2 protein-coding genes are annotated in these 410 nt (G+C 33.9%); both read left to right on the top strand.

Annotated elements, in window-relative coordinates; genetic code table 11:
* Positions 1 to 102 (top strand): transposase (locus DDE80_RS14755; RefSeq protein WP_201261550.1); only part of this gene is annotated, 102 nt, incomplete at its 5' end.
* An 11-nt stretch (positions 103 to 113) separates the two neighbouring features.
* Positions 114 to 410: helix-turn-helix domain-containing protein (locus tag DDE80_RS14750; RefSeq protein WP_153060946.1), on the top strand; the 297-nt coding region annotated here is incomplete at its 3' end.

Raw genomic sequence — 410 nt, 5'->3', positions numbered from 1 at the left:
TGGAAAGAAATGTTCTGGTCAAGAAGCTTCTGCCTACTTACAGCAGGCGGTGCGCCAATAGATACCATCAAAAAATATATTGAAAATCAAGGTAAAAAGTGAGGTGAATTGATATGACTAAACAAAATAAAGCTTTCAAATTTCGTTTTTTACCAAACAAAGAGCAAGCTGTACTATTAGCTAAAACATTCGGCTGTGTTCGTTTTGTCTACAATAAGATGTTAGCTGAACGCAAAGAAACGTATGAAAAGTTCAAAGATGATAAAGAAGCACTTAAAAAGCAAAAGTTCCCTACACCAGCTAAATATAAAGACGAATTTCCATTCCTAAAAGAAGTGGATTCTTTAGCTTTAGCAAATGCACAAATGAACTTACAAAAGGCTTATAAGAATTTTTTTGAAGGCAATGCG

This window comes from Metalysinibacillus jejuensis, from assembly GCF_003057615.1.
Lineage (GTDB): Bacteria > Bacillota > Bacilli > Bacillales_A > Planococcaceae > Metalysinibacillus > Metalysinibacillus jejuensis.
This window is presented reverse-complemented; position numbering and strand designations above follow the sequence as displayed.